This window comes from Caldalkalibacillus salinus (assembly GCF_016745835.1).
GTDB classification, from domain to species: Bacteria; Bacillota; Bacilli; order Caldalkalibacillales; family JCM-10596; genus Caldalkalibacillus_A; species Caldalkalibacillus_A salinus.
In genome coordinates this window covers 212355-238676 of sequence record NZ_JAERVL010000001.1, presented here as the reverse complement: position 1 = coordinate 238676, position 26322 = coordinate 212355, and the positions used below count along the sequence as shown (strand labels likewise).

At 42.3% G+C, this 26322-nt stretch carries 26 protein-coding genes; 3 read left to right on the top strand and 23 right to left on the bottom strand.

The window, feature by feature from the left end; all coding sequences use genetic code 11:
* Window positions 1–8: 8 nt before the first annotated feature.
* The 9 genes from rsmH to JKM87_RS01075 form a co-directional block, all read right to left on the bottom strand.
* Window positions 9–938, bottom strand: a complete 930-nt coding sequence (gene rsmH, locus JKM87_RS01115) for a 16S rRNA (cytosine(1402)-N(4))-methyltransferase RsmH (RefSeq protein ID WP_202076959.1) — start codon at window positions 936–938, stop codon at window positions 9–11.
* 75 nt (window positions 939–1013) lie between these two features.
* Complete coding sequence (gene mraZ, locus JKM87_RS01110; RefSeq protein WP_202076950.1) at window positions 1014–1445, bottom strand: division/cell wall cluster transcriptional repressor MraZ; 432 nt, start codon at window positions 1443–1445, stop codon at window positions 1014–1016.
* Window positions 1446–1623: 178 nt separating this feature from the next.
* The gene (locus JKM87_RS01105; protein WP_202076949.1) at window positions 1624–2883 is read right to left on the bottom strand and encodes an adenosylhomocysteinase; all 1260 of its coding nucleotides are present in this window, start codon (window positions 2881–2883) and stop codon (window positions 1624–1626) included.
* Between the two features lie 65 nt (window positions 2884–2948).
* A complete protein-coding gene (bshC, locus tag JKM87_RS01100) occupies window positions 2949–4577 on the bottom strand; it encodes a bacillithiol biosynthesis cysteine-adding enzyme BshC (RefSeq protein ID WP_202076947.1) in 1629 nt (542 codons plus the stop codon).
* A 208-nt stretch (window positions 4578–4785) separates the two neighbouring features.
* Window positions 4786–5178, bottom strand: coding sequence for a DUF3397 family protein (locus JKM87_RS01095; protein ID WP_202076945.1), 393 nt, complete (start codon window positions 5176–5178; stop codon window positions 4786–4788).
* Window positions 5179–5260: 82 nt separating this feature from the next.
* The gene (locus JKM87_RS01090) at window positions 5261–6343 is read right to left on the bottom strand and encodes a 2-dehydropantoate 2-reductase (RefSeq protein ID WP_202076943.1); all 1083 of its coding nucleotides are present in this window, start codon (window positions 6341–6343) and stop codon (window positions 5261–5263) included.
* Window positions 6344–6530: 187 nt separating this feature from the next.
* Window positions 6531–8069 (bottom strand): acyl-CoA carboxylase subunit beta, encoded by a 1539-nt coding sequence (locus tag JKM87_RS01085; protein ID WP_202076941.1) that lies wholly within the window; start codon window positions 8067–8069, stop codon window positions 6531–6533.
* A 93-nt stretch (window positions 8070–8162) separates the two neighbouring features.
* Entirely contained in the window at window positions 8163–8375 is a 213-nt protein-coding gene (locus JKM87_RS01080; protein WP_236838489.1) for an acetyl-CoA carboxylase biotin carboxyl carrier protein subunit, read from the bottom strand.
* A gap of 22 nt (window positions 8376–8397) precedes the next feature.
* Window positions 8398–9759, bottom strand: a complete 1362-nt coding sequence (locus JKM87_RS01075) for an acetyl-CoA carboxylase biotin carboxylase subunit (protein WP_202076937.1) — start codon at window positions 9757–9759, stop codon at window positions 8398–8400.
* Between the two features lie 206 nt (window positions 9760–9965).
* Here JKM87_RS01075 and JKM87_RS01070 point away from each other — a divergent pair, with 206 nt between their 5' ends.
* Window positions 9966–10463 carry an N-acetyltransferase gene (locus tag JKM87_RS01070; protein ID WP_202076935.1) on the top strand — a complete coding sequence of 166 codons (498 nt, stop codon included), beginning with the start codon at window positions 9966–9968 and terminating at the stop codon, window positions 10461–10463.
* A gap of 116 nt (window positions 10464–10579) precedes the next feature.
* Here the strand turns inward: JKM87_RS01070 and JKM87_RS01065 are convergent, their stop codons facing one another.
* The 8 genes from JKM87_RS01065 to JKM87_RS01030 form a co-directional block, all read right to left on the bottom strand.
* Window positions 10580–11266: an RsfA family transcriptional regulator gene (locus tag JKM87_RS01065; RefSeq protein WP_202076933.1), complete on the bottom strand. Its 687-nt coding sequence runs from the start codon at window positions 11264–11266 to the stop codon at window positions 10580–10582.
* A gap of 168 nt (window positions 11267–11434) precedes the next feature.
* A complete protein-coding gene (locus JKM87_RS01060) occupies window positions 11435–12577 on the bottom strand; it encodes a Ger(x)C family spore germination protein (RefSeq protein WP_202076930.1) in 1143 nt (380 codons plus the stop codon).
* Window positions 12567–13943 (bottom strand): GerAB/ArcD/ProY family transporter, encoded by a 1377-nt coding sequence (locus JKM87_RS01055; RefSeq protein WP_202076928.1) that lies wholly within the window; start codon window positions 13941–13943, stop codon window positions 12567–12569. The genes JKM87_RS01060 and JKM87_RS01055 overlap by 11 nt, the downstream gene beginning before the upstream one ends.
* On the bottom strand, window positions 13943–15559 hold the full coding sequence (locus JKM87_RS01050; RefSeq protein ID WP_202076926.1) for a spore germination protein: 1617 nt from the start codon (window positions 15557–15559) through the stop codon (window positions 13943–13945). The genes JKM87_RS01055 and JKM87_RS01050 overlap by 1 nt, the downstream gene beginning before the upstream one ends.
* A 7-nt stretch (window positions 15560–15566) precedes the next feature.
* On the bottom strand, window positions 15567–16040 hold the full coding sequence (locus tag JKM87_RS01045) for a YhcN/YlaJ family sporulation lipoprotein (RefSeq protein ID WP_202076925.1): 474 nt from the start codon (window positions 16038–16040) through the stop codon (window positions 15567–15569).
* A 152-nt stretch (window positions 16041–16192) separates the two neighbouring features.
* Entirely contained in the window at window positions 16193–16723 is a 531-nt protein-coding gene (locus JKM87_RS01040) for a hypothetical protein (protein ID WP_202078100.1), read from the bottom strand.
* 215 nt (window positions 16724–16938) lie between these two features.
* The gene (gene rpmF, locus JKM87_RS01035) at window positions 16939–17112 is read right to left on the bottom strand and encodes a 50S ribosomal protein L32 (RefSeq protein ID WP_202076923.1); all 174 of its coding nucleotides are present in this window, start codon (window positions 17110–17112) and stop codon (window positions 16939–16941) included.
* 111 nt (window positions 17113–17223) lie between these two features.
* Window positions 17224–17763: a YceD family protein gene (locus JKM87_RS01030; protein WP_202076921.1), complete on the bottom strand. Its 540-nt coding sequence runs from the start codon at window positions 17761–17763 to the stop codon at window positions 17224–17226.
* Between the two features lie 106 nt (window positions 17764–17869).
* On the opposite strand from JKM87_RS01030, the gene JKM87_RS01025 reads away from it, so the two are divergent.
* Entirely contained in the window at window positions 17870–19099 is a 1230-nt protein-coding gene (locus JKM87_RS01025) for a nucleotidyltransferase (RefSeq protein ID WP_202076918.1), read from the top strand.
* 4 nt (window positions 19100–19103) lie between these two features.
* Here the strand turns inward: JKM87_RS01025 and JKM87_RS01020 are convergent, their stop codons facing one another.
* Together JKM87_RS01020 and JKM87_RS01015 are read right to left on the bottom strand one after the other, a co-directional pair.
* Window positions 19104–20153, bottom strand: coding sequence for a SepM family pheromone-processing serine protease (locus tag JKM87_RS01020; RefSeq protein WP_202076916.1), 1050 nt, complete (start codon window positions 20151–20153; stop codon window positions 19104–19106).
* Window positions 20150–20950 carry a patatin-like phospholipase family protein gene (locus tag JKM87_RS01015; protein ID WP_202076914.1) on the bottom strand — a complete coding sequence of 267 codons (801 nt, stop codon included), beginning with the start codon at window positions 20948–20950 and terminating at the stop codon, window positions 20150–20152. The genes JKM87_RS01020 and JKM87_RS01015 overlap by 4 nt, the downstream gene beginning before the upstream one ends.
* 132 nt (window positions 20951–21082) lie before the next feature.
* On the opposite strand from JKM87_RS01015, the gene ylbJ reads away from it, so the two are divergent.
* On the top strand, window positions 21083–22294 hold the full coding sequence (gene ylbJ, locus JKM87_RS01010) for a sporulation integral membrane protein YlbJ (protein ID WP_202076904.1): 1212 nt from the start codon (window positions 21083–21085) through the stop codon (window positions 22292–22294).
* Window positions 22295–22399: 105 nt separating this feature from the next.
* On the opposite strand, the gene coaD is transcribed toward ylbJ, so the two are convergent.
* The 4 genes from coaD to JKM87_RS00990 form a co-directional block, all read right to left on the bottom strand.
* Entirely contained in the window at window positions 22400–22882 is a 483-nt protein-coding gene (gene coaD / locus JKM87_RS01005; RefSeq protein WP_202076893.1) for a pantetheine-phosphate adenylyltransferase, read from the bottom strand.
* A 1-nt stretch (window position 22883) separates the two neighbouring features.
* Window positions 22884–23447, bottom strand: a complete 564-nt coding sequence (rsmD, locus tag JKM87_RS01000) for a 16S rRNA (guanine(966)-N(2))-methyltransferase RsmD (protein WP_202078005.1) — start codon at window positions 23445–23447, stop codon at window positions 22884–22886.
* Window positions 23448–23716: 269 nt separating this feature from the next.
* Complete coding sequence (locus tag JKM87_RS00995) at window positions 23717–24055, bottom strand: hypothetical protein (protein ID WP_202076892.1); 339 nt, start codon at window positions 24053–24055, stop codon at window positions 23717–23719.
* Window positions 24056–24316: 261 nt separating this feature from the next.
* On the bottom strand, window positions 24317–25987 hold the full coding sequence (locus tag JKM87_RS00990; RefSeq protein ID WP_202076890.1) for an ABC transporter substrate-binding protein: 1671 nt from the start codon (window positions 25985–25987) through the stop codon (window positions 24317–24319).
* Between the last annotated feature and the right edge of the window lie 335 nt (window positions 25988–26322).

The window sequence follows — 26322 nt, the reverse complement described above, 5'->3', positions numbered from 1 at the left end:
AACGACGGCTATATCTTTTCTGCTACTCGCAATTTGGCAGATCTTGCACGCGGGTTATGTTCTAACTCTTCTTCTGAAGGAAGTCTGGGTTTCTTTGTGAGATTTTTTAACGTGGGGGTTTGTCCACATACACACTGAGGGAAGCCCGGTGGACAAACACAACCTTTACTCATTTTTTGAAAGAATTGCTTGCAAATGCGATCCTCTAAACTGTGAAATGTAATCACACTGACACGACCTGACGGTGCTAGGACGTCAGTTGCTTGCTGCAAGGAGTCTTCAAACGCTTGTAACTCATCATTAACAGCAATACGTATTCCCTGAAAGGTACGTCGTGCCGGGTGAGGACCCTGCCGTCTTGCTGCAGCCGGTATGCTTTTCTTAATCACTTCAACAAGCTGATGTGTCCGTTCAATAGGGTGTTGTTTTCGTGTTTCAACGATGTTTCTGGCAATGCGACGAGAGAACTTCTCTTCGCCATACTGATAAATGACACGAGCGATATCCTCCTCTGTCCACTCGTTAACCACTTGGTACGCGCTCATCGTTTGCTGTTTATCCATCCGCATGTCTAAGGGGGCATCATGTTGATAACTAAAGCCTCTTTCAACCTCGTCTAGTTGAGGAGATGATACGCCTAAGTCGTACAAAACCCCGTTCACTTGCGGTATATCTAATTGTGCTAAAACGTCTTTTAACTGACGGAAATTGCTCTTGATGAGCCTGACACGATTGAGCACGGGTGCTAATACTTCTTCTGCATGTGCTAACGCTTGATCATCTTGGTCTATAGCAATGAGGGTACCCGTTGTTAATTGAGAAGCGATAAGTGCACTGTGTCCGGCACCGCCTAACGTACAGTCGACGTAGACCCCCTCTGGGTTAATATGTAGCCCCTCTACTGCTTCTTCTCTTAAAACCGTGACGTGATGAAACATATCATCTATCCTCCTAGTATCATTGCAAAGTTCCTTCTTAGCGTACCCTTATTATGCTAGAAGATAGACGTTGGTTTATAAATCAAAATCCACAATTTTCTCTGCAATTTCATTAAATGATGCTTCTGATTGACTAAAGTACTCTTCCCAAATGTCCTTGCTCCAAATTTCTACTCTGTTACTCACTCCTATGACGATACATTCTTTGGTGAGTTTGGCATATTGACGTAAATTTGCGGCGATATTGGCCCGCCCCTGTTTGTCTAATTCACATTCTGTCGCTCCTGAGAAGAAGAAACGGGTAAAAGCTCTCGCATCAGAACGGGTGAAAGGTAGAGATTTTAGCTTCTGCTCGATTTGTTTCCATTCTGTTTGGGGATAGACGAATAAACATTGATCCAGTCCACGGGTGACCACAAAGCGCTCTCCTAGATCATCACGGAACTTAGCAGGAATGATTAATCTGCCTTTCTGGTCAATAGCATGTTGATATTCTCCCATGAACATGGCGTGTCACCCCACTTCTCAACCAATCTCCCCCACATTCCACCACTATCCACCACGTTGATTCTATTTTAAGCTACAAAAAAAAATCCTGCAAGATGCGCAGGATTTTTTTTCTTCTCTTTTTATTGACGATATCAAGCTTTATACGCTTCATATTGACAAATTGTCACACCGTTCTTTACTCATTCCAAGAATCAAGATAGGATACTTGTTCTTTTGTCAGAGAATCTATTTTAATGCCTAGTGCGTCCAGTTTGTAGGAGGCGACCTGTTCATCAATTTCTTGTGGGACTTTGACGACTTCTTTGTTTAATGCTTCGTATTGCTTATTCACATATTCTAAGCCCAACGCTTGTAAGGCAAAAGTCATATCCATAATCTCCGCAGGGTGGCCGTCTCCAGCGGCGAGATTAACGAGGCGACCTTCCGCTAGGAGATAGATGTTTCTGCCGTCCTCCATACGGAACTCCTCAATATTTTGACGTACCACGCGCTTAGACGTCGATAACGCTTCTAATTCATTAATGTTGATCTCAACATCGAAGTGACCGGCATTTGCCAAAATAGCGCCATCTTTCATCGCTTGATAATGCGGTTTGCGGATGCAGTCCTTGTTACCTGTCACAGTAACAAAGTAGTCTCCATGTTGGGCAGCTTCATCCATTGACATGACCTCAAAACCGTCCATGTAGGCCTCTATGGCTTTAATCGGGTCGATCTCAGTGACGATCACTTTGGCCCCTAATCCTTTGGCTCTCATGGCTACACCGCGGCCACACCAGCCATAACCTATGACCACAACCGTTTTTCCGGCCACAACCAGGTTCGTCGTCCGGTTAATGCCATCCCATACGGATTGGCCTGTGCCGTAACGGTTATCAAATAGATACTTACAGTAAGCATCATTAACAGCTACCATCGGAAATTTCAGCTGGCCTTCTTTTGCCAAAGCTTTAAGTCTCAGTATGCCTGTAGTGGTTTCCTCTGCTCCTCCACGTATTTGTTTGGCTAAGTCAGGACGCTCACTGTGTAAGATGGAGACTAAGTCTCCACCATCATCAATGACAAGATCTGGTTTCGTCTCAAGTGTGTTCATGAGATGTTGCTTATACTCTTCTTCAGGTGGGTTATAACGGGCAAAAACTTGTATACCGTCCTCAACTAAAGCAGCACACACATCATCCTGAGTTGAAAGGGGATTGCTTCCTGTAATCGTCACTTGCGCCCCACCCGCTTGAACCACTTTAGCTAAATACGCTGTTTTGGCTTCTAGATGTAGAGAAATGGCGACTTTCAAACCGTCAAAGGGCTTCTCTTGTTCAAAACGTTCTCTGACTCGATTTAAAACGGGCATATGTTCACGAACCCAATCTATTTTCAGATGCCCGTCTTTGGCCAGACTAATATCCGCAATCTGACTATCGTTTAATGTACTCATTGTCTATTCTCCTTTCTGGTTTATCAATTCATCCGTTTAATAAAAGAGACTTTAAGTCAATACGCCTATTGAATATAAATGAGCTTGTGTTGCCCATTCGCTTCTAGTGGAAGATCTAGTAAATGCTTCACTAATACCATACCATGCTTATTAAAAAAGGTAAAAGGGTTATGGGTACGTTCCTGTAACTTCCCTAAAGGAAATAGAGACTGTTCAACTTTGTCAAACTGTCGCAGAGCCACATCGTGCTGAGACTTAAGAGAAGCTACACTTCTTTTTTCTAAGTAATCGACTTGTGTTAAAACCTTCTCAATATTCTTAGACCCCAGTGCATCCATACCAGGCACGTTCTCGAGTTTCTGCAACACTGGCTCATAAGCCTGGTGGATATTTTCGCGCAGCTGAGTAAAAGTCGTTTCTAACTGCAAGTGATCCTGTTCCTTTAGCCATTGTTGACGAAAACGGTCCATGTGGCCAAATACGGTATCCACAGGCATCTCTCGTTTCGATAAAATCTTAGCGATAGGCTTCTCTATAAGGGTCATACTCATACGAGGAGCAAGGACCGGCATCTTCTTGCCAAACGATTCAAACATTCCTTTATACAGCGCCCAATATGAGGTTTCACCAGGTCCCGCAACGAAGGCAAGTGTAGGGAATAACATTTCTTGCATCAGGGGACGAGTGACCACATTATGACTCAAGCGCTGGGGCTCGTTTTCAGCCATTTTGAGCAATTCATCCTTGGACAAGTGCAAACCGCCAACTTTAGCTTGAAAGCCATCCTCAATTTTTTCTAGTAGTAAGCGCCCTTCCTGATCTTGAACGAATAACAAGGCAGGGTATTCCCCTAGCTGAACTTGGGGTTGATAGCCTCTATCCATCACATCGCTTATGCCCTGTCGGACGTGGCCGTCAATCTCTTCATAACGCTCTATCACCTGTTTGAACATCTCTGTTTCCAAAGTCCTTAGGGCTTCGTCCGCTGAATCAATCATGAGTAAGCCGTAATCCTGAAACAAATGGTGCAGTAGAGAAGCAAAATAATCCACGAACGTCGTGGACTGCTCCATGTTAGATAGGAGTAGATCTTTTAACTCATGACTAAACTCTGTCTCTGGCTGCGATTCAAAGAATTGGTTTAACCATGCTCTGACTTCATCCTTAGGTAATGATAGGTAAGACATGGATGTTCGAGACTGCTCTGATTCCGACAAAGACAATTTGGTTACATTTTCATTTTGTCCAGGGACAAACACGTGGTTAATTTCATGATAATCGTGGTCCTCTCCCGCAATCCAAAACACTGGCACCACTGGAATCCCAAGCTCTTTTTCTTGCTGTCTTGCTAACGTCAAGATACTGATGACTTTATGTAAAGTATAAAGGGGCCCCAATAGCAATCCGGCTTGCTGACCACCAATGACGACAACACTTTGACTGTCTTCTAGTTTGCGTAAGTTCTCTTCTACGTTGGGATGAATGCCCCACTTCTGATGAAACGAGCGTATGACATCGGCTAACCCTTTTCTTGGAAAGTTTTGTTGTCTGAGCTCCTCTACTCTTTGACGATAACTATCCTCTGCAAAAGGATGATAGTGAAAAAAAGGAGCTACACGGTCAAAATGATGGATATAGTCTGTTCCAAATGACGTGAGTTGATCTATGCTATGTTCCTTGACGTGCAAATTCATAAAACAATACACCTTTCTATGCGATATGGATGTGAGATGTGGGTGGTAGTGACACGTGTCCCCCATGACCATTCACATTCGTAAAATTAGTAAGTAACCCTATGATGTATAGTTTATCACAGTTCAAAATGGCACACTACGATAAGGGTTCACATCACTTTAGGATAGGTTATCACACCACTATTAACCTTAAACCTTCGTGTGCTCGTCATGTGGTCGAACTTAGAACCGCACGTATAACAACCCATATGTACAAAACAACATGCACGGGAACAGATAGTAAAAAAGTTAATCGAATCGCCCCTTTAGCCAATCTGTCTAAATAGATGTCTCCTCTTATGGCGTATTGCAAATAGGTTAAAACAGAAATAATGAGAAATATTATTGTCCCCAGTAGCCAATGAATGGAGATTCCCCACAGCTGTTTGACCGTTAGATATATGGAGACAACGAGCAACAGGCAAGTAACATTTATGGACCAATGCACCGCTAACCGTTTGTCTCTGGTGAAAACATATAAGACAAAGAAAAGAAGAATAAAGGAAAGCAATGGGAACAAGGATAACCCTGCCGTGAGATGAGCGATAATTGAAACTAACAATATAACCACCCTCCTAGAGGCGGACTCTAACTTGCAGTGATTCGTTCCATTGTAAAACAGAGATCAGAGTCACTATTATGGTCTAGTTTTGCTGTTCTAAGTACTTGATAGATCGATATAAGAAGTTGTGCGTCGGTAGACTCCCTAACTGTTGCTTTTCAGCCATACGTATAAAGTATCCGTTAATGGCGTCTATCTCCGTCTCTCGAGATGCTCGTATATCTTGAAGCATAGAGGAAATATTTCCACTTGTAATTCTACAAATATCGATGATTTCCTCCTTTAATTTCCCTTGTTTTAAAATTTTGTCAGCTTGCTCTGGGTAGGCATCCGAAATAAATGAGGCCAGCTCCTCATACGCTTGCATTAGCAAGATATGTAACGTTTCATCGGCGATCAGTTCACCATTTTGAACCCTGAATAAAGCTGTCAGAGGGTTAATACAAGCGTTAACAATACATTTCTGTATAATAGGCATCCATACGTGATCCGTGTATTCAAATGGCACATGATGTTCATTAAAGCCTTCTTTCATGCACTGCCAAAGGCCGCTTTCTCTAGAATGGCTAGGAGGACATGATGGTGTAGATAACGATTGATCGGGATCATATCTGCCATATAGTGTTAGCCCTAAACCACGTTCCTGAACATCTGTATCAGATAAACGTGTCGCCCCACTCTGTGTCATTCCTAAATATATTGGACTATTGATAACATCATAGCGCTGTCCTAAATGACTCATACCGTTCATTAGAAAATAAAGGGCGTTCTGTTCAGTTAATAGACTATCTTGCAAAAAAGTCATGACACTGGGTAACTGATATTGCTTCACTGACACCACTATGAGATCATATTGTCTTAAAAAAGATGGGTCATGACGTATTTCTTTCATAGGATAGGCATCGACCCCTCTTATGACTGCCTTCTCATCTCTAATTAGTTTGACACCATTTTGGACTAAGCGGTCAGCCTGTTGCACTCGTCTCGTGATAAAAGTCACGTCAGCGAACAGAGACGATATTCCTCCGAACCATAACCCGATTGAACCTGCGCCAATCACACATACACGATAAGGGTCTAAGCGATCTTTAACATGCGTTTTTTTAGGTTCTGTCAAGTGTTGCCCACTTTGATGATCACTTTGCTTACCTTGATCACACATCATATCCCTGTCCTCCCCCTTTCAAAACCGTGCGTTTACCATCTAATTTACATTATACTTTCCTATCCAAAAAAACAAAAGAAGTGCTGAACAACAGCACTTCTTTCTTCATCGCTTCATCACTTTAACACTTCATCACTACCCTTATTTTCTAAAAGACGTCATTTAAATATGATCAAGATACACTTGATCAAACAGGATATACCGGATGTTTACGCGTGGAGAAGTTCAACTCTTTGCTTTGATACGATTCATAACGGTACAATAACTGCTCGCGCAAAGCGTCTCCCGGGACGATATCATCGACGATCAGTTCACCAGCTAAACGATAAATATCGATGTTCTCTTGATATTCCTTGCGTTTCTCCATTACAAATCTCATTTTTTCCTGTGGATCTTCTATTTCATTGATTTTGTTACTATAAACGGCATTAACGGCAGCCTCAGGCCCCATAACGGCGATTGAAGCGGTGGGCAAAGCGATACAAGCATCCGGTTCAAACGCAGGGCCAGCCATAGCATACAGGCCAGCTCCGTACGCTTTACGCACAATGACTGAAATTTTAGGCACAGAAGCCTCAGACATGGCAGAGATCATTTTAGCCCCGTGTCTAATAATACCCGCTTGCTCTACTTTTGTTCCGATCATGAAGCCAGGTACATCCGCTAAGAAGAGTAAGGGGATATGATAAGCGTCACACAACGTAATGAAACGGGCGGCTTTATCTGCTGAGTCTACAAATAAGACGCCACCTTTAACTCTTGATTGATTGGCCACAATGCCTATCGGTTGCCCATTTAAACGGGCGAAACCGGTGATGAGCTCTGGTGCGAAGCGTTTCTTGATTTCGAAGAAAGAGGTTTCATCAATGATAGAATCAATCAACTCATACATATCAAAGGGTTTATTCTGATCCGTCGGAACAATATCCTCCACACGTTTTGCTTCCGGGTGTGGTGGCTTAGGCTCCAGGATAGGCGGACGTTCCTTATAATGAGCTGGAAAATAGGACAAATAAGATTGAGCCAACGAAATGGCTTCTTCTTCATCTGCAGCTAAGATATCTCCACAACCACTTACTGTGCAATGCATCTTAGCGCCTCCCATTTCCTCAAGGGTCACCTTCTCTCCGATGACCATCTCAGCCATGCGTGGGGAACCAAGATACATACTAGCATTCTGATCTACCATAATGACAACATCGCAGAAGGCGGGGATATAAGCGCCACCCGCAGCTGATGGACCAAACAACAAACAAATCTGTGGGATGACACCGGATAATTTGACTTGATTATAAAATATCCGACCGGCCCCACGTCGATTAGGGAACATCTCCACCTGATCCGTAATTCTAGCCCCAGCAGAGTCAACCAAGTACAAGAGTGGTACTTTAAGTTTTTCAGCCGTTTCTTGTATGCGAATGATTTTCTCTACAGTTCTTGCTCCCCAGGAACCTGCCTTCACTGTTGAATCATTAGCCATAATACAAACAGTCTGTCCGTTAATTTTCCCTGTTCCAGTGACGACCCCATCGGCAGGTAAACCTTCTGCTAAACAATTGGCAAACTTACCATCTTCATGTCGTAAGCCATCATCAAGTAATAAATTTAAGCGGTCTCTGACGAAAAGTTTGTTTTGCTCTTTTTGTTTCTGATGGTATTTCTCCGCTCCACCACGTTCGATATGGCTGACTCTTTCTTTTAACGTGTCTTGTAATGAATCTGACATGCTTGATCTCCTCTCTTGGGTAGGGATTGAATAGACAAGTTATAAAAAATTCATATAGTTGACGGTAATATAAACATGATTCAGACTGAGCGCTCACTCAAGAACAAGCACAACGTCACCTTCATTAACAAATTCCCCAACCTGGAAACGTACCTCTTTCACTACGCCATCGATATCTGCTGTGATAGGAACTTCCATCTTCATTGATTCCAAAATAATCACATCTTGACCCACTTTGACCTCATCACCCTCTTTCACGTGTACTTGGAATACACTCCCTGCCATATTAGACGTTACCTTTTGCATCGTATGCATCCTCCTTCTTGAATCATTGTTTTTGACTTGACGTTTTTTTCTGTAATTCATTGACAAATAAAGTGGTGTACTGTCCCTTCTTAAAAGCTTCATCCTTTAATACTGCATGCAAAAAGGGTATGTTATGCTTGATACCTGAAAGCGTTGTGTGCTCTAATGCATACTTTGACTTCTCTAGGACTTCCAAACGGTTGGAACCGCTTACAATTAATTTCGCAATCATAGGATCATAATAGTGAGAAATAACACACCCGCTCTCAATACCACTATCGTATCTTACCCCACAACCGACAGCTGGTTCATAACGTTCTACTTTTCCTGGTGCAGGATAAAAAGTCTCGGGATCCTCAGCGTAGAGTCTGAACTCCATGACATGACCTTGCCTGCGGACATCTTCTTGCTTGAAGGGTAATGCTTCTCCAGCGGCAACTTGTAACTGTAAAGCTACGATGTCTAACCCGGTCAATTCTTCGGTTACAGGATGCTCAACCTGCAAACGTGTGTTCATTTCCAGGAAGTAAAATTGTTTGTCTTCTCCCATAACAAATTCAACTGTACCTGCACCGACATAGTCAACAGCTTTTGCTGCTTTGAGTGCTGCTGTACAAATCGCTTCCCTCGTGGACTCATCTAAAAAAGGGGAAGGTGATTCTTCTATCACTTTTTGGTGTCGACGCTGTACTGAACAGTCTCTTTCAAACAAGTGTACGATACGCCCGTGTGTATCACCTAGGATCTGTACTTCAATATGACGTGGGTTGATGATATATTTTTCTATAAACATCTTATCATTGCCGAAGTAAGCTTTTGCTCTCCCTTTTGCAGATTCATAGGCCTTTTTTAGCTCCTCTTCATCTTGACAGATTTGCATGCCTATACCACCGCCTCCTGCACTCGCTTTTAACATGACAGGGTAACCAAGCTGTGCCGCTTGATTTAGGGCATCCTCAAGTGTTGGGGCCTCGCCTTCTACGCCTGGCACGACAGGAACGCCGGCCTCTTGCATCTTCTTTCTAGCCTTTATCTTATCCCCCATGATTTGTATGGTGTCAGGGTGGGGGCCTATAAAGGTTAAGCCCTTCGCTAAACATTTTCTAGCGAATTGATCGTTTTCAGAGAGCAAACCGTAACCTGGATGAACATAGGTAGCGCCTTGTTCCTTGGCCACATCAATGATACGATCCATTTGAAGATAACTTTGTAGGACTGGAGAAGGACCTATATGGACGGCTTCTGTCGCTTCCTGTACATAAGGCCAATCCTGATCTGCATCAGAATAAATGGCGATCGTATCGTACCCTTTGTCATGACATGTTTTAATAATACGTCGCGCGATCTCACCCCGATTTGCTATGAGTACTTTTTCTTTTGACATTGTCTCACCCCTTGTTAGCTTGATATCACTCACAATCAAGTATGATTTTTGAAAAAAGATTCTCCATTATCATAACAATTCGACATATCGAAAAATAATTCCTTTATTTTTTTAATTTTAAGCAAAATGAAGGACGATCTCTTGTATAATCCTGTTGAACAAAGTAAACTAAGAAGTAAGATTGCATAATTAAGGGAGGCACTATCATGGAGAAACCAGAGGTAAAGCGTCTGTTAATTAATTATAAAACGCTAGAAGAGTTTCAAAAGTTTAAAGAGTATGGTCTTGAAGAGCTTTCTATGCTTGAGGATCTCCAAGCCAATATCATAGAAGATGATAGTAATTCTCCGTTTTATGGCATTTATTACGGAGATAAGCTGGTTGCTAGAATGAGTTTATATAATATCAGTGCCAAATATGACCGGTACTTTGACCCCGCAAACGGTTATCTAGAACTATGGAAGCTTGAGGTATTGTCTGACTATCGGAATCGCAATTATGGAACCGCTTTAGTAGAGTTTGCGAAGAGTTTCGGTTTGCCAGTCAAAACCAACGCGCGTCAAGCTTCAGGAGACTTTTGGACCAAGATGGGGTTCAAACCTGTCAAATATAACCCGATACGCGACCGAGGTGAGAACCCATATATATGGCTTCCTGAAGGCGTGTCCGAACAGTCCCTAGAGGATGAGTCTGTGACATCCTAGCGTTAGGGCATCTCTTAGACATGAAATCTATGACATCATTTGTAAATACGATACTAACCTAAAAAACCCTGCCGTCTGGCAAGGGTTTTTATTATTCAGGGAGTCCCTATCGTCGATTACTTCTCGACTCGTTCTAAGTTACCGTTTTTATCCATTTTAAAGCTCATTTTTTCTTCCTGTTCTTCACCTAAAAATGCTAGTTTACGGGCACGATCCATTATTTTTATGAGCGCGCGATAATCCTCGTTCATCGTTTGGTAATCATTCTGTACAGACCCTAGGTCATGTCTCATCTTTTCATTTTCTTCACGAAGCTTTTGAATTTCATCTTCCTTTTCTTGTAATTCCTTTTCCATTTGTTTGACACGCTTGAAGCTATCCTTATGAGACCGTAAGAAACGAATCACCTGGTCAAAATCAATTGAATCTTCGGTTGTCTCTGATCCACTGTTAACTGAGATATCAGATATCTCCTGTTCATAGGGTGTGCTAGCTCCATTCATGGCATATGTCTCTTCCGGTTGAGTCATCATGCCCTCGTCTTGCTCTGTAAAGAAACGTTTTTTGCCTTTCGCTTTCCTTTGCTGTCGTTGGGCTTTGGCAATTTGTATAGCAGACTCATACTTTTTACGTACAAGACTATTCCAACGGAAGCCACAAGCTGCAGCTGTTCTAGATAATCTTTGACCCACTTCTTCAAACGCGTTCAACTGTGTACTACCTTCACGTATATGTCTAAGCACAACTTCAGCTAACAATAGATCATCATCTTCGCTCCATGCGTCTTGTCTAGTTGCAGTCATTTTTACATCCCTCCAATGTTGTTTTTTATAGCTTATGCTATTAATAGAATTCATAGAATCTTTATCTACTACTGAAAGTATGTCCAAATGGAAGTCTATTTAAACAGTACACGGGATTTTTTCTTCTCCTCATTACAGAGCATCTCAAATGTATAATTTGAACCATGACTAATTTAACTGCATGCCCGTCCGTCTAAAGGCGACGTCATAAGACACTGTTATATTACTTTTAGGAAATTCTTCCCCCCAGTTCATCGCTTGCCATTCTTTGTAATGATATGCTTTGATATAGCGACCAATTCTTAAAGCGTCCGTCTTGTACTCTTGTTGGAGGATCTCGATGACTTCTTGCGCTTCTTTTTCAAATTCTTTTTCTACAATTTTAGCTAGCGATTGAAGCTCCTCAGAACGATTCATATCTAATTTGAAATTTTTCTCTATGAGATTAGCCTCGATGCTAATGTCGTAGTGAATATGAACCTCACCCTTAGGAAAGCTCACCTTTTTCTTGGTACTCAGCTGCTTAGGGCGAATGACCATATGTTCTTCGTCTCCGGTATGTATGACTCTATCTCCCCCTGGTCCTTCTCCTCTCAATTGCATCATATACCAGCTTTCCATAGGATTTAACCGCCCCACCATCTTGGTGCCATTAAATAAAGCCGTACCGTCCCACGAAATATCTTCTTCGCCAGCACGTACGTAATTGGCGATAGGCTCCATCGCATTGTTTGATTCAGAAATATAGAATTGACCGAGCGTGATATCCGGTATTCTCTGTTCTCGAGCCCCATTTTCAATGAGACTCATAATATACACCATCGGAATTTGCTCCAATTTTGCATCGGAGTAGAGCATGTCTCTTGCCTTTCCTTCAACAATGACGAACCACAGTAATCGACGTAAAGCGGGATCACGTCTAAAGCCATCTAAAATTTCTTCAAGTCCTTCTCTCGCTAAATCTTCACTGACTGAGATCACGCGGGTATGTCCCAAAAATAACTGTTGATTTAGTCTCTTCTGTAAGTTACTGAAAGCATCTGCAACAGTAAAACCCGTTGAGCTAATGACCCGAACGGCATCCATCCCTCCTGCTCCACCCCCTTCTGCACCACCGGAAATCTTGATTGGGATCGGAATCTGAAGGGAGACCAGGACCATGGCTTCTCCCTCCTCGGTTGGTTCTGCTTGATCTATACTAATGGCGATTACAGATATGCGCTCTTCTAACTCCCGACGGTCCCAACAACCGGTTAAACTGGAGAAAGTAAAAACGAATAAAAGAAAAACGAGAAAGAGCTTACTTCTCATCTTGCTCACCACTCTTATCATTTGATTGTTGTTTATATTTCTGTTGTTGTGTAGACTCTGACGACGATTCATTCTGAGAGGACTGTTGCTGATCTTTTTGAGCATTCGCTTGATTTTCCGACTCAATGCCTTCTTTCTCTTTTTGGTTGTCTTGCTCTTGGGACATCTTCGGTTTGTCAGCCGTTGTCGTTAGAGACTCATCGAGGGTTTTGAAGCCCTTTTTACGTAACCGCGCAATGATAAATAGTAAGATTGGAAAAGCTGCACCACTTGTGATGCCGAGGTACCCGATATATGTTTGCCATTCAAATAGCTCTAATATGTTCTGAGGAATAAGGGACATCCAAAATATGATAGGCAAAAAAGCGATCCCAAACCAACGACGATGTTTTCTCCGATTTAACAATTGGCTAGCGGCGATCGTGGCACAATAGTATAGATTGGCCGTTGTTGTGAAAACAGCGGCTACCCAAACCCCCAGAAAGGCAGACTCCATCCTTTCTAATACTAGACCTGGCGCTTGAGTGACCTTTACTAACTCTAATGTCGGCCACATTAATAGGGATAATTCATCATCTCCGAATACAGATACACCCGCAAATACGATGAGCAGGTAGACAAGTGCTGCGGTAATTAAACCTATCATGTTAAATTTAGTATTTTTTCGTGACACCTGTGTATGTGCTGAAAAAATGGTGATAATCTCGAAACCCTGATAGGCGAATAAAGTCATTAAGGCACCTGAAAAAAATTCAGTGATGCTTAGGGCTGGCCAAATAGGTAATACATTCTCTATACTGAAGCTTTGATAGGAAAACAAAGCAATTAAGACCACGGGTATCACGATCAAAGGCATCAGTATCTCATTCGTTCGGGCTAGAACTTCGACATCATACATCACTAATACGAGCGCAATCAGTAACATGGTTATAATAATGACTTCTAAAGGTGTTCTTCTTAATACAGCGTTTACGACCACTTCACCAAACGTTCTTGCGACAGAGGCCGTCCCCAATAGCCAAAAGGTCAGCAATGTGAAAATGATGGGGAAAGAGAGAATTTTGCCCATTATTCTCCCCATTTTTGACTCAGAACCTAGAATAATGGCGCTGTACTCGACGATTGTCTTTCTAGGAAACCGCATGCCGAGCCTTGTAATCACAACAATGGCAACGAGGGCACCAATAGATCCCACAAGAGTCGAGAGCCAAGCCGCTTCATGAGCATCCTCTGCTGTCATACGAGGCAAGGTGAGGACACCGACCCCTATCAGTGTACTGGCGATCAAAGAGGCTGACTGTCTGGGACTGATGACCAAAATCGGTTCGTTTTTTTCTGTGTGAGTCGACCCTTTCGTTTGTGCCATTATCCTTGCCCATCCTTTTTATTATTAGATTGCCGGCCATCCATTCTATTTTCGTCCTGAGGCTCAAATGGTGAAGGACGGAATTTCATGCGATACAAAGGGGCACGCAGTAGCGTATCCCTGTTATCTAATATGCGCATAGGACTAAATGGGGCCATGTAAGGGACACCAAAAGACTTCATCGAACATAAATGAACGATCGTCACAATCAGTAAAAGCATGATTCCATAAAGTCCGAACATCGATGCAGCGAGCATAAGTGGGAAACGAAGCATTCTTAATGCAATGGCAGCGTTGTACCCAGGAGAAACAAATGAACCGATCGTTGTTAAAGCGACCACGATCACCATGATAGGACTCACAATACCAGCCTGAACGGCTGCCTGTCCCACGACGAGGGCGCCAACAATACCGATCGTGGGCCCGATGGGACCGGGTAAACGTATACTGGCCTCTCTTAATATTTCTATACTAACTTCCATGAGAAGTGCCTCAACAATAGAGGGAAAAGGCACTGTAGATCGCCCCGCCGTCATAGCAATCGCCAGTTTGGAAGGGATCATTTCGGGATGAAATGATGAAAAAGCGATATACAACGCCGGAAGCAGTAACGCGATAAACATACTAATGAGCCTTATCACACGAATCAAGCTACTGATAATAAAACGCTCATAATAATCTTCAGGGCTTTGATAAAACTGAGAAAATATACAGGGTACGATGAGAACAAAAGGCGTGCCATCAACGAGGATAGCTACTTTCCCTTCTAACAAGCTCGCAGCGACTTTATCTGGCCTCTCTGTGTTTTGAATCTGAGGAAATGGAGACCAAGGATGATCCTCAATGAACTGTTCGATGTAGCCACTTTCGAGAGCACCATCAATCTTAATATCCTCTATCCTTGTTTTCACTTCTTCTAACACGTTATTTTCAACGATGCCATCTATGTACATTAGACATACGTCTGTGTTTGTTCTATCCCCTACTTGAAGATTCTTCACTCTTAATTGTGGGTCTTTCAAACGTCGGCGAACGAGTGCCGTATTGACGCGCAATGTCTCTGCAAATCCCTCGCGGGGGCCTCTCACAACCGCTTCGGTTTGGGGCTCTTCAATGCCTCGTTTATCCCAGCCTTTTGTATTACATAGGATAGCTTGGTCCACTCGGTCTAGAAGAAGCCCACAATCGCCACCTAAAATACTGTCCACTAGTTTCCTCAGTTTAGGCGTCTCACCGACTTCATTAATATTTAATCCTTTTTCCTTAACCCAAAAATAAAGAGACTCACTACCTTGCCTGCTCTCTTGTGGAATTTTTCCTTGCACGTCCATCATCAGTGACTTCAATATATACTCATCAATCACATTACGGTCGGTTAAACCATCTAGAAATATGACGGCGGCGTTTAAGGTTGCAACCCCCCCTAGTTCAATTTGCCTAATAACCAAATCATCGGATTGTCCAAAGACTTCGCGGACAAGTTTGATGTTTTCTTGTAAATCACGGCTTAATGGAATGTGGTCGAGGTTTTTGCTCACTTCAGCCTCATATTTTTTCAATTCTTTATGCCGTTTAAGCTCCGAAGCACGAATCGGCTTTTTCATTCGACGAGACATATGATGCCTACCTCTTCAACTCTGGAAAGTATTTGCGAATCGTTTGGTCAAACGATTCTCCAATTGATGATTCAGGTTCTGCTCTCTCGATGTCTCGGGCTAATCCAGTAAACCGAGATCCCAAATCAGGGTTATCTGAGACGTATATATTTTGGACATTTTGATCTGAAGTTCTCACGAGACTGACGATTCTATTTTTCACATCTTCGTTCAATTCTTGTACCTGATTGCTTAACTCTACGGAGATATACGCGTCTTGTTCTTGCAAGATAGCAACGGAATGTTCAACCTCGTCTAACGTTTCTATTTCCTCTTCCATGTAATGAGCATGGATATATTGAGGTTCATTCCCTTGCTGTTGCTCTGATTGCGCTTTTTGTTTATTTTGTTGCTCACCTTGCCCCTGTTCCTCTTTGTCCTGACACCCAGCAACTAACGCTATTGCGATCAAGATGAGGATGAGTATTTTTAAACTTTTCAAACCTATCATCTCCTGTTCCATTTTTTCTCCCTTTTTCAAAGACCTTTATTTCATTTCAACGTTATTCTGTTATAATATCCCCAGTTTTTAAGTTTTTACGCACAAAAAAACACCCCCAACGCCTGCTGGGAGTGTTGGTTTTATATGTTGTTTTACCACCCATAATACCCGCCGTATGGCAGTAAAGACAGGGCTGTTAATGCTGCGAGAGGCAAAATAAGTCTTCTAGGGGACGGATACCAAGGATAGTAACCATACGGATAGCCGTATCCCCAATATTGACGACTTTCATCCTCATTGACTACACTTGCATCTTCTCTTTCTTCATTCACGCTCTCACTCTCTGTTTCTCTAACGGACTTAGGCTTTCCGGTTTTCGTTTGCGGTTGCATTTGAGGCTGCATGTATGGCTGCATTTGAGGTTGTGATTGCATGTATGGTTGCATCTGAGGTTGCATCTGAGGTTGCATTTGGTCAGGCATTGGCATTCCCATGGCCTGGGGCATAACACTAAGCTCATCCTCATCATGAACGATAAGGTAAACATTGACTTCATCCACGTTTTCAATCATCCCTTGGAAAATTTGCCCATCGTTAGTGTGGAGCATGACATGTTGGTTCTTATGCTGTTCACACAATGGTTTCATGGGATGAGTATGGTAAGTATGGTGATCGTGATGCATACATCCTCCTCCTTTTCTACGTTTATCCTATTCAAGCCTTAGGCGAAAGGCTACACATTTGGGCTATAGCCCAGGAGGTGAGTCGGACTTTAGATGTATGCTAGCCATGAGACCATTCTCTACTAAGAAGTTAAATATTGATAAAAACAAAAAAGCTAAAGTCATCATATCATGACCTTAGCTTTGTGCCCTTTAAACATGAAACATGTTTAGGTTTACTTATTAATAACTTCCTCTCCTTTGTAAGTGCCACACTCCTTACAAACACGGTGAGAAAGCTTAAGTTCTCCACAGTGAGAGCATTTTACCATTCCAGGTACTGCGATTTTATAATGCGTACGACGAAGTCTTTTACGTGTTTTGGAAGTTCTTCTAAAAGGTACTGCCATTGTACTCCACCCCCTTCAAGTGATACTGATATCTCTGTCTCGCGTGTCTTTACTTTCAAATTTTATCCGATTAAGACGGTGACAAAACTGCTCATCATGTATGTCATAAGGCTATTTATCTTCATCAAAGAATTTCGCGAGATCTGCTAGTCTAGGGTCTATTTTGTCCTTTTTATCCTCTTCTGTCAAGCGATCATCTTCATAAGACCAGTTCTGACCTTCGCGAAGGGCGTTGTTCTTACAAGCTTCTTCTGATTCACATACAGGAATGAACGGAATAGACATGATAATTTCTTCTTCAATTTGCGGTTGTAGATCAACATATTGACCTTCAACATCGTGAATGTCTTCTAATTCATCTTTTTCATCGTCTGTTACATGTGCTTCAATATTATATCGCTCTTCAAATGGTTGTGTAAAGTCTGACTCATTTGCCGACAGACACCTAGAACACGTCAGTGTATATTGCCCTTTTAATTCACCTTTGACCACAAATAAACCAGCTTGCATCTCTCCCTCTCCCTTAAAATGAACAGGGGATAAAGCCTCAAGCTGTTGATGGCGATGAACTAAGTCGGGTAAATCGTAATGATGTTCAAGTGTCATCGGTTCCGTTTTCGTTTCTAAACATTGTCGTACCGGTATTTTCATAAGAGGTTCACCTCAAAACAACAAAGATTATTATATCGTGAGTGAAGCTTATTTGTCAACATTTCCCGCTTATTGCTATAATATTTGCAAGGAAGGTGGAGATATCGTGAACGTTGTAGGTCTTATCGTCGAGTATAACCCCCTACATCATGGACATGCTTACCATTTTCAAAAAGCTAAAGCCGTCACTCAAGCGGAAGCCTGTGTCGTTGTCATGAGCGGTCACTTCTTGCAACGAGGAGAGCCGGCCATTGTTAACAAATGGGCGCGTGCCGAGATGGCTCTACAAATGGGAGCAGATATTGTCCTTGAATTGCCTTATGTATATGCTACCCAACATGCTGAACATTTTGCCTACGGTGCAACATCCATTCTCAACCATTTACCGTTTGTGACTCATCTTTGTTTTGGCTCAGAAAGTGGACATTTAAATGAACTACAAAAACTTGCGCAATGGTTGCTTAAAGAGCCTACGTCCTTTCAACAGCAACTAAGAGCTGAAATGAGAAAAGGAAAAAGCTATCCAAAAGCCTTTTCTGACACTCTAGCCACTATTGACGAGCTTAAAGATATAGACCCTCGTCTTTATTCTGAACCGAATAATATTCTGGGTCTTTATTATCTCATTTCTTTATTAAAGTTGAACAGCCCTATTCAACCGGCCACTATTCAACGTATCAAGGCACACTATCATGATCGTACACTCTTTGAAGGGGACATTGCAAGTGCTACAGCGATAAGAGAAGCTATATTTGAGAATAGGACACCCGATTGGGATCGTATCAAGTCCTACGTTCCTCCTTATACGTTAGACATACTTAAACGTGAGTCCGAGGAAGGGAGAGGTCCTATTCATTGGGAATGCTATTTTGATCTTCTGCGCCATACCATGATTTCACTTTCCCCAGAAGCTTTGTCCCAAATTTATGAAATCGAAGAAGGGATTGAATACAGATTAAAAAATGAGATTTTGCATGCTAAATCCTTTCAAGAGTTGTTAACACGTACTAAAACCAAACGCTATACGTGGAATCGTATCCAACGCATGATGGTCCATACTTATACCAACATGCATAAAAGGGCTATGGATGCACTCCAATTAGAAAATGGCGCTTCATACTTACGCATTTTAGGATTCTCAGAGACAGGTAAAAATCTGTTAAATACGTATAAAAAATCCCTGGATGTGCCCCTTATTAGTAAAATAAAAAAAGAACGCCCCCCCATGTTAGAATGGGATATTCAGGCGTCTAAGCAATATGTATTGGGTTATCAAAATGACGTTCCTCAACATCTCTATCGTGAATACAAGCAGGCCCCCATACAAGGCACATAGTTTTTTATTTGTGAACAGGTAGCTCACTGAGGTAATCAAGCGCGTCTTTAATATAGTCGACAGGTACAATTTTCATCTCAGTTCCGATGTCCTCGGCTGCTGTTAAGGCCCTCTGATAGTTCGATTCCTCAGCTCCCTCCTCATGGGGGGCAAAAAAGATTTCGGCTCCTGCCTTGTCTGCTGCTACAATTTTTTGGTGAATGCCACCTATACGTCCCACCATGCCATCGGGGGCGATTGTACCGGTTCCAGCAACACGGTATCCTTTTGTGATATCGTGTTCTGTGAGTTGGTTATAAATTTCTAAAGAAAACATCAAACCGGCAGAAGGTCCGCCAATTCGTGACGTTTCAATTTCAACAGGTGGATCAACCTCCATATTTCTCTTTGTGACTGTCGATATACCGATTCCTGCTCTCGGTTGATGTTCGTGTGTTTCTTCATCTTCAGTCAGGGGGAGCTCTTCTAGTGAAATCATGGCTTCCATCGACTCGCCCTCTCGTGTAAATGAGATAGTGACTTCATCACCAAGCGATTTGTCCTTTAGGTATTTGATTAAAGCTTCAGCCGTGTGTACTTCTTCTCCATCGACATGAGTGATGATATCACCAAATTGAAAATGTTCCTCTGCTGGCATATCTTCTATGGTCGATACGACCATGACGCCTTTGTATTCTATTTGAACGTCACGGCCTGCCAACTCATAAGCAACGGCGATGGCGTTCTCTTTTGAAGATTCCATGACCTGGATTTGACGCTGTGTGAACTCTTCTTCATTTTGATAGTGCGCAAGTAAAACTTCCTTCGGGACAATATCCCGATATTCATCCCACCTAGCTAAGGCGTAATTAAATATATTGGCTTCCCCCATTCTAATGGTTGTCAGCATAAAGGACCCCTGCTCTGGATATCCTTGCTCTACTTTTACGATCGGACTTAATTCCATGGCTTCTCCGGGGGCCGAAACGAAATAAGGAAGAGGATAAAAGTAAGCCACCGCAAATACAACCAAAATAATAGCAATGGGTAAAAACTTTTTCTGTTTTACATTCATGATTGATTCTCCCTTCCACTCTCTAACATGACTTTTATTTGAGGCACAAGCTCTTGTGCTGCTTTTTCCCCTTCTTTTATGAGTGCCTCAATTTCTGAAAAATGATTAATACTATAATGGCCTACTTGAGGGCGTATCATAATATCTGCATCCACCATGCTATAGCGTAATATTTCACGCTCCATGACATCGATGGACTGTGCGATGACATCAAAGATGGAAGTAATGGGATGAGTGGCCTCATAATAGGATACATCAACGGCTATTATGAAATCCGCTCCCATTTTCTTGACCACTGATACAGGCACTCTATCAATGACACCGCCATCAACGTAGTACTCGCCATCTAACTTCTCTGGTACAAAAATACCAGGTATAGAGATACTTGCTCTCACCGCTTCAGCAATAGGTCCTTCACTAAATACGCGTCTCTCACCTTTTTGGAGGTTAGTTGCAACGATACTTAATGGAATACTAGCGTCTTCAATACGCTGTCTTTTTGTGAGTAATCTCATGATCTCTTTAATTTTGTCCCCTTTGATAAAGCCCATCTTAGGTACACTGTAGTCAACCCAAAATTTCTGTGGAAAATGGGTTGTAAATTGACTCATCTGTTGTGGCGTATGGCCTACAGAGTACAAAGCACCAACAAGTGCGCCTATACTACTGCCGGCTATAAGGTCGACGGGGATGTGATGCTCTTCGAATACTTTTAAAATACCAATATGAGCAAGACCTCTCGCACCACCAGACCCTAATGCCAACCCGACCTTGGGACTATTATGCGTGTTCTCCATTCACCTCTGTCACCTCTCTTTTCTATTGCTATTGTATATGTGGACAAAACATGACTAAAAAGTTATGAGGTCTATTTTTTTGAAAAGACACGTACATATATACAAGCCTAACCTTTTTGCGGAGGTTCTTGAATGAAACATACAGCTTATATAAAGACAGCTACTTTAGCGCTATTCTCACTCTTATTAGTTATACTCATTATTGCTTTTCCTAAACAAGCTTACGAGTCATCTCTAAGAGGGCTCACCATTTGGTGGGACGTCGTTTTTCCAGCCTTACTTCCCTTTTTTATTACGGCTGAATTGCTCATTGGTTTTGGGGTTGTACATTTTATTGGCACACTTTTAGAACCTCTGATGCGCCCTTTATTTCGTGTACCGGGTGTAGGTGGCTTTGTGATGTCAATGGGCCTAGCTTCTGGGCACCCTATGGGCGCAAAGTTAACCGTTCAGCTACGCGAGCAGGGACTCGTGTCACGCATAGAAGGGGAAAGGCTCGTGTCCTTTACAGGGACATCAGGTCCATTGTTTATGTTTGGTGCTGTCTCCGTTGGCTTTTTTCAAGATGTCACTCTGGGCATTATCATTGCCCTGTGCCATTACATTGCCACCCTCCTCGTTGCGTTGTTGATGCGGTATCACGGATATCGAGACCAACCAAGTGAAGAAAGAAGGCCAAGAATGAAACGTTCGGTCTTATATCGCGCGTTGCAAGACATGCATAGAGCTAGAATGAAAGACGGTCGTACGTTCGGAGCGCTAATTGGAGATGCCGTGACATCCTCTATCCAAACTCTACTGCTGATCGGAGGATTTATCATTATATTTTCTGTTATTATTAACATTTTGAACATCGTCGGCATTAGCGCTTTACTAGCTATGCTGTACAAGATGATCCTGATTCCCTTTGGTTTACACTCATCATTAAGCCTGCCTCTTGTCGCTGGTACATTTGAAATTACACTAGGTTCACAGTGGGCGAGTGAGTTAAAGGACATCGCACTTGTCCATAAAGTGGCGATGACCAGTGCCATCATTGCTTGGAGTGGCCTATCTGTCCATGCCCAGGTGACAAGTTTCATTGCCAAAACGGATATCCGTTACAAACCCTATGTGATCGCCCGTTTCTTCCACGCTATATTCGCAGCTTTGTTAACGTACTTATTATGGCAACCTTTTCAAGCCTTTATCCAAAGAGTTGATATACCAGCGTTCACGTACACGACCGAACGGTACATGCAAGCATGGCACTTCTACACTTACTTTATATACGCTTCAATATTCGTGTTTTGTATGTTGACAATTCTTATGCTACTGCAACAGTTAGCAAAGAAACAACGATAAAAAGGTGATATACGTAAAGAAGCGGCTTGCCATGGTGCAAAGCCGCCTTTTCATTAGATAAGGTATGAATAAAGTGCATAAAGATCAGGATCCTCAAGAATAGGCTTATCTCTGCCCAAACTTTTCCATAAGGGCCTCCTCTACTTCGGGAGGAACCAGATCACTCACTGAAGCATGATACATAGCGACCTCCTTAACAATACTAGAGCTTAAATACGAGTAGTTGTTGTTTGTCATCATAAAAAAGGTCTCTATAGAATCATCAATTTTCTTGTTAATAGAAGCAACCTGCATTTCAAACTCAAAATCTGAAACGGCTCTTAACCCTCTAACTATGGTTCGAGCGTTTCTCTTACTCATAAAATCAATAAGCAGACCATTATAGGAATCCACTTCAACGTTGGGTATGTCCTTCGTGACCTGTTGGATAAGCGTCATTCTCTGTTCAACGGTAAACAGCGATTTTTTATTGGCATTATTCCCTACAGCAACTATGATATGATCAAATACCCTTGCCGCTCTTTGAATAATGTCTAAATGTCCGTATGTAATTGGGTCAAAACTTCCTGGGCAAACGGCGGTGGCCATGTTATGCTCCCCCTTCTTCTCTATATAAACGTATAACGGTATCTCCGTAGTGTTGTTGTTTCCACAATATTAATTTACCCTTTTGTACAGGGAGCTGAACAGTCTTGTCCGTTTCAGCAATAACAATGCCCTGGGGCTTGAGCAAATGATGATCCTCAATAAAAGCAATCTGCTTCGGTATATCCTGCTTGGCATATGGCGGATCAAGAAAAATAAGGTCAAAGGAAATGTCTCGTTTTGTGAGTGCTTTGAGTGCTCGGAACGCGTCATTCTTGTACACTTCGCTTCGGTTCTTTAGAGAGAGCGATGCTAAGTTCTCATGGATCACTTTGATTGCTGCTCGCTGCACATCCACAAATATAAATTTAGTGTATCCTCTACTTAAAGCTTCGATTCCTAACCCACCTGTACCAGCATATAAATCTAGGCCAACGCCTCCATTAAACTCATGTTGCTCTAGCATATTGAACATTGATTCTTTTACTTTGTCAGTCGTGGGCCTCGTGAGTTTTCCTGGAACAGCCTGTAAAGGGCGTCCCTTATGATTACCAGAGATCACTCGCATATCATCACCATTCCATTTCCTCTCTAACTCGTTAAAAAACATCATGTGTTGAAGTCCTAGCTTATTTAGCTTATCATAAAAAAATTGATTTTGAAGGTATAAATTTAATGATACGGTCCATAATAGGAATGTCGGCATCGATAAGATGTCGTAGACAACCGCGGAGAAGACTTACGTTTCCCCATAAGCTCTTCCTCCGGTTTCTCCTCTCCCATTTGGCCATCTATCCCTGGATAGGATAGATGGCCGATTTTTTGTACATCACTAGTTTAATCAAGAGCATCTATCCCGTCAAATAAACCGTCTTGTGCCACAAGTTCTGGCTGATCGAAAATCCAATCTTTTATATCCACACGTGAAGCAAAGACATCATGTGTGACGAGATATTCTTCTAATTCCTCAAAAGTTGCTCCGTCAAGCTCTTCAGACTCAGTTTTACTTATTAACCCATGTGCCACAAGCGAGGCTACAATAGCTGGAATAATGATGCCATGAATATCTGCTTGCGTTGTATTCTTCTTTAATTTTTTTCTTAAGACATCAGTAATAAATGTGAAGACCAGGTAGGTGATGAGGAGAACAAAGATGACAAACATAAATGTTCTCATCGTATTCCTCCTTTCCAATTTTGGAGTCTTACATATAATGTATCACGAATGGGAATCTGGTAGTACTTAGTTGCTTCACTCGTTCACTTCCCACTAGTGACTGCTACCCTCCTCCGCAACTCGAGCTTCGCTCAAAGGTTGCTTCGAAGGGGCAGCCGCTTCACTTCGCTCGGGGTAGGGTTTTGTTTAAAAACCTAAGCTAATAAAAGAACCATAGCCATGTACGTCAGTACATAGTTATGGTTTGAATCGAGGAGTATTTTATTCTTTGAATGTGTCCTTGAAGTCGACAACGCCAGTTGATTGAAGGGTAATACCTTTGACCTGTTGGCTCGTTGCGACGATTTCGTCGGGGACGTAGAGAAATATCCATGGCGCCTCTTCGTAGATGGTTTGTTGGATGTCTCCGTAAATATTCAACCTTTTATCCATGTCAGCGGTTATGATGGCTTGGTCTAACTGTTCGTCTACTTCCTGGTTAATATAGTAACCTGCATTGTTAAAGTTTGGAGGGACGTGAGCTGAGCTAAAGTTAGGGCGTAACCCCCAATCCGCATCACCTGTACCGGGCGACCACCTTCCGAGCCATAGCTCTGTCCCTTCTCCAGAATCAAGTTGTTGAAAGAAGGTATTGCTGTCGTATGCCTGAACGTTGATGTTAATTCCGATCTCGTCAAGTTGGGCGGCCACATGTTCAGCTACAGATAAAAACTCGGGCTCATCCCTCGTCCATAATACAGATGTAAAGTCATTCTCTGAGCTTTCAGCTAGCAATGTTTTTGATTTTTCAATGTCATAGTCGTAAATCCTTTGAGCTGCATAGCCATACACTTGTGGGGCAATAGCTGAGTCGGCAATAGTGCCGAAGCCATTTAGGGCTTCCTTGATTAGGGTCTCTTTATCTACGGCATAATTTAGGGCTTGTCTCACTTTTTGCTCTTTAAATTTTTGATTTTTCAAGTTCATGCCTATATAAAAAACGTTATGTGAAGGGACTGTATGAATGTTAAATTCAGGGTGCTGCTTCAGTTTGTCTGCTTCATTCGTAGGCAACGATAGGACAACATCCAAGGCCTCACTTTTTAACATATCGATTCGTTTATCGATGTCTGTAACGGCAATAAAAGCAATGCTGGAGACGTTCGGTTGTTCGCCTTTCCAATGTTTCTCGTAAGGCCTGACTGTGATAATGTCATCCTTTTTGTCTTGTTCTACTAGTTTAAACGGGCCTGTCCCAACCGGTTGGATTTCATGTGTTCTATCTTGCTCTTTCATTTTAATTTGTTTGGGCGAAAGAAATACAGCCGCGTCATGTGCAAAGTATGATAGCATAGCTGAATTGGGATGAGTCGCTTTAATCGTAAGACGAAATTCATTATCAACGGTCACTTCTTCAATAAAGGAGAAAAAGGTGGCTCTTTCCATATCGTTTTCTTCGTTCCTGACATAGTCTAGGTTAGCCTTGACGGCTTCAGCATTAAAAACTGTCCCATCGTGAAAAGTCACACCTTCCCTTAATTCAAAGGTTAGGGTCGTGGCATCCTCACTTAATTGATAATCTTCTGCCAAGAGGGGTTGGAGTGCCATATCTTCAGTGTACGTCAGTAGTCCCTCAAACATGGTATTTTGGATCGTGAGCGCTGGACCATCTAGTACGTCAAACGGATTTAGTGAGGCTGGTTTTTGCGCGATGCCTACCGTCAGTGGTTTTCTTTCTTTTATCTGTTCCTCGGTTGTGGCTTGTATTGAAAGGGCTTGTCCATCTCCTTTACTGACACCTTGTCCTACCCCTGCTGGGCTAGCCGATCCTACGTATCGATACGTTAAAATGAAGGTTAACGTCAGAATGAAAACGGCAATAGCAATGGCCCATTTGTATGATGCGTTCATCTTCAAATCTTTCCATCTTTTTTTATCTAAAAAATCTTTCACTATGATCCCCCTTCTCATTTGGCTGATATAATCACCTTAGTATATTTGAGAAAAGACTAGGTCCCTCACATGCTGAGACAAGCTTTTGACATCAATATATGCATGATCATTCAACAATATGACGGAGATCTCATTTTTTTAGCTTCTACAAATGCAGGGGGAAGAAGGTAGCTCCGTACTCCCATGACGCTAACCAATAGACTTATACTCGTTTATAATGCGATCTTGGGATGCTACGGCCGCTCTTACTCAAGTCTTCTTTAAGCAACCCTATGAGGGAAAGAAGACCTTCATAAAGTCATAAAGGGTTAGATAAACCCTCCAGTACATACCTC

Excerpts from the sequence above, each read along its gene's own strand:
- JKM87_RS01015 (WP_202076914.1), bottom strand. The coding sequence starts at position 20,950 with ATGGAGAACACGCATAATAGTCCCAAGGTCGGGTTGGCATTAGGGTCT.
- JKM87_RS01055 (WP_202076928.1), bottom strand. The coding sequence starts at position 13,943 with ATGGCACAAACGAAAGGGTCGACTCACACAGAAAAAAACGAACCGATT.
- bshC (WP_202076947.1), bottom strand. The coding sequence starts at position 4,577 with ATGAATTTGCACGTCAAGGAACATAGCATAGATCAACTCACGTCATTT.
- JKM87_RS01030 (WP_202076921.1), bottom strand. The coding sequence starts at position 17,763 with ATGAAAATACCGGTACGACAATGTTTAGAAACGAAAACGGAACCGATG.
- mraZ (WP_202076950.1), bottom strand. The coding sequence starts at position 1,445 with ATGTTCATGGGAGAATATCAACATGCTATTGACCAGAAAGGCAGATTA.
- JKM87_RS01105 (WP_202076949.1), bottom strand. The coding sequence starts at position 2,883 with ATGAGTACATTAAACGATAGTCAGATTGCGGATATTAGTCTGGCCAAA.
- JKM87_RS01075 (WP_202076937.1), bottom strand. The coding sequence starts at position 9,759 with ATGTCAAAAGAAAAAGTACTCATAGCAAATCGGGGTGAGATCGCGCGA.
- JKM87_RS01090 (WP_202076943.1), bottom strand. The coding sequence starts at position 6,343 with ATGATGTGTGATCAAGGTAAGCAAAGTGATCATCAAAGTGGGCAACAC.
- JKM87_RS01085 (WP_202076941.1), bottom strand. The coding sequence starts at position 8,069 with ATGTCAGATTCATTACAAGACACGTTAAAAGAAAGAGTCAGCCATATC.
- JKM87_RS01070 (WP_202076935.1), top strand. The coding sequence starts at position 9,966 with ATGGAGAAACCAGAGGTAAAGCGTCTGTTAATTAATTATAAAACGCTA.
- rsmH (WP_202076959.1), bottom strand. The coding sequence starts at position 938 with ATGTTTCATCACGTCACGGTTTTAAGAGAAGAAGCAGTAGAGGGGCTA.
- JKM87_RS01040 (WP_202078100.1), bottom strand. The coding sequence starts at position 16,723 with ATGCATCACGATCACCATACTTACCATACTCATCCCATGAAACCATTG.
- JKM87_RS01020 (WP_202076916.1), bottom strand. The coding sequence starts at position 20,153 with ATGAATGTAAAACAGAAAAAGTTTTTACCCATTGCTATTATTTTGGTT.
- rpmF (WP_202076923.1), bottom strand. The coding sequence starts at position 17,112 with ATGGCAGTACCTTTTAGAAGAACTTCCAAAACACGTAAAAGACTTCGT.
- JKM87_RS01080 (WP_236838489.1), bottom strand. The coding sequence starts at position 8,375 with ATGCAAAAGGTAACGTCTAATATGGCAGGGAGTGTATTCCAAGTACAC.
- rsmD (WP_202078005.1), bottom strand. The coding sequence starts at position 23,447 with ATGCGAGTGATCTCTGGTAATCATAAGGGACGCCCTTTACAGGCTGTT.
- JKM87_RS00995 (WP_202076892.1), bottom strand. The coding sequence starts at position 24,055 with ATGAGAACATTTATGTTTGTCATCTTTGTTCTCCTCATCACCTACCTG.
- JKM87_RS01065 (WP_202076933.1), bottom strand. The coding sequence starts at position 11,266 with ATGACTGCAACTAGACAAGACGCATGGAGCGAAGATGATGATCTATTG.
- JKM87_RS01050 (WP_202076926.1), bottom strand. The coding sequence starts at position 15,559 with ATGTCTCGTCGAATGAAAAAGCCGATTCGTGCTTCGGAGCTTAAACGG.
- ylbJ (WP_202076904.1), top strand. The coding sequence starts at position 21,083 with ATGAAACATACAGCTTATATAAAGACAGCTACTTTAGCGCTATTCTCA.
- JKM87_RS01060 (WP_202076930.1), bottom strand. The coding sequence starts at position 12,577 with ATGAGAAGTAAGCTCTTTCTCGTTTTTCTTTTATTCGTTTTTACTTTC.
- coaD (WP_202076893.1), bottom strand. The coding sequence starts at position 22,882 with ATGGCCACCGCCGTTTGCCCAGGAAGTTTTGACCCAATTACATACGGA.